At 48.7% G+C, this 6,078-nt stretch carries 5 protein-coding genes; all 5 read right to left on the reverse strand.

Annotation, left to right across the window (positions count from 1 at the left end):
• Positions 1-5: 5 nt before the first annotated feature.
• From V7Z69_RS04890 to secD, 5 genes are read right to left on the reverse strand one after another with little or no spacing between them, the layout of a single operon-like run.
• The gene (locus V7Z69_RS04890; RefSeq protein WP_334138869.1) at positions 6-1,655 is read right to left on the reverse strand and encodes a single-stranded-DNA-specific exonuclease RecJ; all 1,650 of its coding nucleotides are present in this window, start codon (positions 1,653-1,655) and stop codon (positions 6-8) included.
• A 9-nt stretch (positions 1,656-1,664) separates the two neighbouring features.
• Complete coding sequence (locus V7Z69_RS04895; RefSeq protein ID WP_334138871.1) at positions 1,665-2,057, reverse strand: LapA family protein; 393 nt, start codon at positions 2,055-2,057, stop codon at positions 1,665-1,667.
• Between the two features lie 33 nt (positions 2,058-2,090).
• Positions 2,091-3,524 (reverse strand): radical SAM/SPASM domain-containing protein, encoded by a 1,434-nt coding sequence (locus V7Z69_RS04900; RefSeq protein ID WP_334138873.1) that lies wholly within the window; start codon positions 3,522-3,524, stop codon positions 2,091-2,093.
• A 34-nt stretch (positions 3,525-3,558) separates the two neighbouring features.
• Positions 3,559-4,434, reverse strand: a complete 876-nt coding sequence (gene secF, locus V7Z69_RS04905; RefSeq protein ID WP_334138875.1) for a protein translocase subunit SecF — start codon at positions 4,432-4,434, stop codon at positions 3,559-3,561.
• 21 nt (positions 4,435-4,455) lie between these two features.
• Positions 4,456-5,841: a protein translocase subunit SecD gene (secD, locus tag V7Z69_RS04910; protein WP_334138879.1), complete on the reverse strand. Its 1,386-nt coding sequence runs from the start codon at positions 5,839-5,841 to the stop codon at positions 4,456-4,458.
• Positions 5,842-6,078 lie beyond the last annotated feature (237 nt).

A 6,078-nucleotide genomic window follows, 5' to 3' on the forward strand; every position in this document is an offset into this window, starting at 1 on the left:
TATCCCTACAGCTGCACCACATGCTCCAGCAGCATATCTAATTTCACGTTACCCTGCCAATAATTTATCTTAGGCCTATAAACCCATCCGTATGAATTTATTATTATATCCTTATATGGCGCTCCGTTAAAGGCTATATAACTGTCCTTTCCTGATTTTATCCTGAAATGTTTGCCCTCTCGGCCAAGAGGAAACAGGACTAGCGGCTCTTCCCTCTTGGCGAAGAACAAAGGAGCAGGGTTTGTCACTCCAAAGGGACCAAGCCTTTTTATCTGTCGGACCTCATCCAGCGAGAGGGATGAAGGGGAAAGCTCTAACACTTCCAGCTCCTCGGAAACTGGCTCTATGTCCTTCAATATGTCAGTCATGGCGTCTTTAAGCTTGTCCCAGTGCTTGACATCAACGGAGAACCCAGCGGCAAACTTGTGTCCACCCCATGCCTCCAGGTAGGGAGATACCTCCGTAAGAACCTGAAGAGCATCTGAACCTTTAGGCACCCTCAGTGTTCCTCTGATGGTTTCCCCAACGGGGGCAGCCAAAGCTATGGCCTTGCCAGTCTCACTGCACAACCGACTGGCAACGCCGCTTAGAACACCAGCGGGCCATCTTTTGTCACATACTACATGCTCCCCCTGTTCTATTAAAGGCCACAACTGCTCCAGCAGGTTGCTGGAAAGATACTGTCTCTTCCTATTCAGCGATATCAACTTTTGGACGCAAAGTCTGACGTCGTCTTGCCCTAAAAGGACCTTCACCGAAAGTTCCGCCAAATCCAATCTTCCTGCGGCATTGAGAGCAGGTATAACCTTCATTGCAAGGTCATCCTCATCAATGAGTCTCACCATAAGGCCCATCTCGCTCGCCAGCGTCCCAAGACCGCTTCTGGTCTGCTTTCGAAGAACCTTCATTCCTTCTTTAACCAATGCCCTGTTCAGTAGGCCCAGCGGCATAGAATCAGCAATAGTTGCAAGGGCAACCAAATCCAGCTTGGATTTCAACCAGTCAGGGTCGAAAAGGCTACTTTTTGAGGCCCATTTCCATAAAACCCCTGTAGCACAGAGAGTTTGGCTCTCTGTACTTCCCCTCACGTGAGGGTTTACCACTATTGCTCCCTCAGGCAAGACATCCCCTGGAACATGGTGGTCAAACACCAACACGTCCATACCTGCTTTCGCTGCATCCGATAAAGCCTCTATGTCTTTAGTTCCACAATCTACCACTATCAGAAGGTCGCATTGGTTGCTAATCAAATTTCTAATTACACTTTTGTGGACTCCGTATCCCTGCTCATGTCTGTGAGGGATGAAATAGCGCACGTTCGTGAAGCTTTTAAGGGCTAGCTCCACTGCCAGGGTCGTAGAGGAGACGCCATCTACGTCGTAGTCGCCATAAACTACTACCCGCCTGGCTCCCTTGTTCCTCTCCCATACTTTCGCAGCAAGCTTCTCTTCTTCGGTAAATTCCAGGGAGTCCACGACGTTTTTTAGGCTCGGGTCAAGCCACTCCCGAGCCTTGGAAACGTTGCTCTTGTCGAAGCCGTATTTTATCCTCAAAAGGGCTGCCACCACTGGTGAACAAGAACAACTGGCGGCCAGCTCCAGGTCCTGGGGTTCCACGGATTTGAATGAAAGTCTCTCTAATTGACAAACGTTCAAAACGCCCTACTATTCCTCCTTCTTGATCTCGTTCTCAACCTGCTGTGTCTCGTCTTTGGCCGCAGGATCAACCTTTGAAGAGGGTTCCTCCCCAAGGCCAGATGTCTTCTTAGTCTCCCCTATCGCCCTTATAAGGGATTCCTTTTCTGTTTCCAATTCCTTTATCCTTTTATCCTTTTCTTTGAGTTGCTTTACCAGCTTGGCCCGGCTCTCCATAAGGGCAAACAAGGAGACTAGCCACATCAAGACTCCCCCAGCTGCAAAAATCAAAACCTCCCAGACGCCCTGCGGCAAAGTTCTTTCCCAGCTAAAGAACTTCACAAGTACCTCCTGGGGGTTCTGAAAAGCATAGAGCGCAGAAACCAGCATGGCCACCGCTATCGCTAGAGCGTAACTTCTCACCTTTACCACCTTCCCTCTCAAAGCAAAAACGACCTATTTGCCTTTGGCATGCTTCCTAGCTCTCTCCCAGACTCTTTTGTCGTCTTCTTTTTCAAGGCTCTTGAGGTATTTCTCCCTGCCCTCTTTCTCCCATAGGGGGCCGTAAATTGACTTTATGCGTTCACTGTACCTGTCAAGTCCTGGGGCTAAATCCTTCAACAGCGCTTCTGAACCAGGGTGGGTCGGCCTGGCTCCGTAGCGTTCAACTAGTTCCCTCAGTACTTGGGGATGGTCTATTATCAGACACGGGCATAGGAGATTGTCGTCCTCGTACGGCTGTGCTTCCCTTATAGCCTTGAAAAAGTCGCTTTGAAGCACATCCACTAAAGATTTCTCCTTTATGTTGTCCACCGCAAAGTGAACAAAGACACAGGGCTCCACGTCTCCCGATGAGATAATGTGTAAATACCGCTGTCCTCCAGCCATACATCCATCTACGTATGGTCCATCGTTCCAAAAATCTCCCAGAAATATGGGATACTTGTTCCTCCACTCCTCCACCTTTTCATGAAGTGCTGCTCTCTGCTCAGGGGTAGCCATGTAGTCGAGGTCTGGCTTGTTGCCCGTCGGGATGTACTGGAAAAACCAGCCTACCTTGCAACCTTTATCCAGCATCCGCTCAATGAACTCATCCTTGAGAATGCTTTGGGCACTGCTTTTGGTAAAGGTGGCACTAAACCCGTATAAAATTCCTTTTCTCCTCAGACGGTCGAAAACCTCCATAACCTTCTCATAGGTGCCCGGCCCCCGTCGGTAGTCCGTCTCTTCCTTCGAGCCTTCAACCGAAACCATAGGAGCTACGTTGCCCATTCTGGCCAATCTATCCGTCAAAGCTTCGTCCAACAAGGTCCCGTTGGTGTAAACCTGAAAATAACAGTCATCATGCTTCTCCCAGAGGTCAAGGAGTTCTGGCCTAACGAAACATTCTCCACCAGAGAAAGTATAAAAATACATACCCAGCTCCTTACCCTCACGGATGACTCGATCAACGACCTCTAAGGGAAGGTCATCTTCCTCGGAATAAGCCGAAGCATAACAGCCCTTACAGTGAAGGTTGCATCGCATGGTAGGACTTATTACCATGAAGTTTGGTATGTGGATTCCAAGCTGCTGCTCTTTTCTCTCTCTTATGGCTCTCCCCAGGATTATGAAGTTGACCATAAAGTTCAGAATGGCCTTTTTCCTACAGCTTTCGTTGAGTTCAGTAAAGACCCTTCTGAAAACCCCCACGAAAGGGTGGTTCTCTCTGGCCATCTGAGCTAACTGTGCAAAACCTTCCCTAAGGTATCTTGCAGGGGCCAACTTGGACAAGAGGTCGAACAAATTGGCCAGCTTCCTCTCGTCCCCACTCTCTACCGTCCTCACTATTCTCTCTACGAGAGTGGTCGATACCATCCCTTTCAATTTGTCAAAAGCTGACATGGACATCCCGGCACACTCCTTTCAGTGTAATTATTTCAAGCTACCTTTTCTCCGGCGACGCTTTGTACCACTCCGCCAAAAGGGCACTTGCTATATAAATGGAGCTGTACGTACCCACTATGATCCCCACCATTATAGCGAATGCGAAATTGACAATAACAGGACCTCCCCATATGAACAGTGCCGTAACGGGCAAGAAGGTCGTCAAAGAGGTGTTTATTGTCCTGGACAAGGTCTGATTTATGGACATATTAAGTACGTTGATGATCCCCTCTTTGCTCACATGCTTCCAGTTCTCTCTTATCCTATCCAACACAACTATAGTATCATTAAGGGAGTAACCTACAATAGTTAGTATGGCTGCTATGAATGGCAGAGATATCTCCCTACCCGTCAGACTGAAAACTCCTAAAGTTATCAGGGAGTCATGAATCAACGCCAGGACGCTCACGACCGCGAAGCGGAATCTAAACCTGAAAGTTATATATGCAAGGATTCCCAGCAAGGCCACGCACACCGCAATCAGCGCCTGCTTTCTTAGAGCTTGTCCCACCACCGGCCCAACCTTCTCCAGACGCAAAAGCTCCATGCCAGGGTATTTGGACTTCATAACTGAAATTACTTTGTTAACCTCCTCATCGCTATCGGTCTTCAACCTTATTATGAAGCCCCGATCGCTGTAGGCCTGAATCACTGCCTGCTCCGCTTTAGCCTCGCTCATTGCGCTTCGCACCTCGGAAACATTCGTTGGCTCAGGCAACTCAATTTGAAGGAGATTGCCCCCCTTAAAATCTATCCCCAAGTTCAAACCACGGGACATCAAAAGTGATATGCTTCCTAGTATCAAGACAGCACTCAGAAGCAGGGCTATTCTCCTGATTTTCATGAAATTGATTGAAAAATTTCCCCTTGTCATGATCATACTCCTCCCCCGCTTCTACCTTACGGACTTAGCCCGATGTAATCTGTAAAAGGTCTGCAACAGAGCCCTCGTTACCACCACTGCGCTGAAGACGCTAGCCAGGATACCTATGCTCAAGGTCACTGCAAAGCCCTTTATTGGGCCACTGCCGAAATAAAACAGAACTCCCGCCGCCAAAAGGGTGGTAAGGTTGGCATCCACTATGGTTGTAAAGGCTTTGCGGAACCCGGCATCAACGGAAGCATAGTAAGTCTTTCCAGAACGCAGCTCCTCCTTGATGCGTTCATATATCAAGATGTTGCCATCCACGGCCATACCTATACTGAGCACGATTCCCGCTATACCCGGCAAGGTCAAAGTGGCCTTCAGGCTAATCAAACCAGCGAACAGAAGAAGCATGGCTGTAAAGAGGGCGATATTCGCTACGACTCCGAGCCAGCGATAATAGATGAACATGAAAACCACAACCAGTATGGCACCTATGAGTCCAGCCTTCAACCCCGAACGAATGGAGTCAGCTCCCAACGTGGGGCCAACGGATCGATTCTCCAGTATCTCCACTGGTACAGGCAGAGCACCAGCCCTGAGCATTATAGCTAGCCTCTGTGCTGCTTTTGCTGTAAACCTTCCCGAAATTTGGGCCCTTCCACCGCTTATCCTCTCCTGGACCACAGGGGCTGAAATAACCTTTCCGTCCAAAACTATGGCTATCTGCTTACCTACATTTGCAGCTGTCGCCTCTTCAAAAAGCTTGCTTCCTTCCTTATCGAACTCCAGGGACACCACAGGCCTGCCTATATTGTCGTATGTGGCCTTGGCATCCACCAGGGACTTACCAGTAACATATACCTTGCCGAGCAAATACACAGCTCCCTCGTCATCAGTGGATATGGCAAGACCTGCCTTTCCTTTTACCTCATCCTTAAGTTGAGAGATAAAGGCATCGCGCTCCTCTTTCAAGGCATTCCACCTGGAAAGGGCCTCCTCGTATTCTTCCTGACTGTCGTAATTCTGTCTTTGGGGACCTGGTGGCAGTGGAGGTTGAGCGCTAAGGACCTCTCTGAACTCAAGTTGGGCAGTCTTACCTATGAGTTCCAAAGCAGCTTCAGGGTCGGAGACACCCGGCAAATCCACAATGACCCTATCTTGCCCTTCTCTCTGAATGACCGGCTCAGTGACTCCGTACTGGTCTACGCGGTTTCTCAAAACTGCTATGAGTCTGTCTATGCTATCGTTGGTAACAGGATTCTCGGGAGTGCCCTTGGCCTTGAGCAGTATGTGGGCTCCTCCTTTTAGGTCCAACCCTAACTTTATCTTCCCATCTATTGGGTAAATGGTGAAAGCAGCAGCCAGGATGACCAAAATCACAATCATCAGCCGCCACTTATCGCTTCTCAGCATCATCGTTGTCCTCCTTTTATCAAACTTCAAAAATGGAAAAAGAAAAGAAAAACATATTTATTTCATAAAAAATGGAGCGGATGTGTGGCATCCACTCCCCATACGCAGAGCTACACGAGCACTAATTCTCTTTTTTAGTTTCTTCTTCGACAGGTTTCTCTTCGACGGCCTTCTCAGATTTCTTGGGCTTAGGGGAAGCCTCTGCATCCACGGCGGAACGCTTCATTTGAATGGATG

Source organism: Thermovirga lienii (assembly GCF_036847465.1).
In the GTDB taxonomy this organism is placed as follows: Bacteria; Synergistota; Synergistia; order Synergistales; family Thermovirgaceae; genus Thermovirga; species Thermovirga lienii.

Coding starts and splice junctions, on each gene's coding strand:
- secF (WP_334138875.1), bottom strand. CDS start 4,434: ATGACAAGGGGAAATTTTTCAATCAATTTCATGAAAATCAGGAGAATA.
- secD (WP_334138879.1), bottom strand. CDS start 5,841: ATGCTGAGAAGCGATAAGTGGCGGCTGATGATTGTGATTTTGGTCATC.
- V7Z69_RS04900 (WP_334138873.1), bottom strand. CDS start 3,524: ATGTCCATGTCAGCTTTTGACAAATTGAAAGGGATGGTATCGACCACT.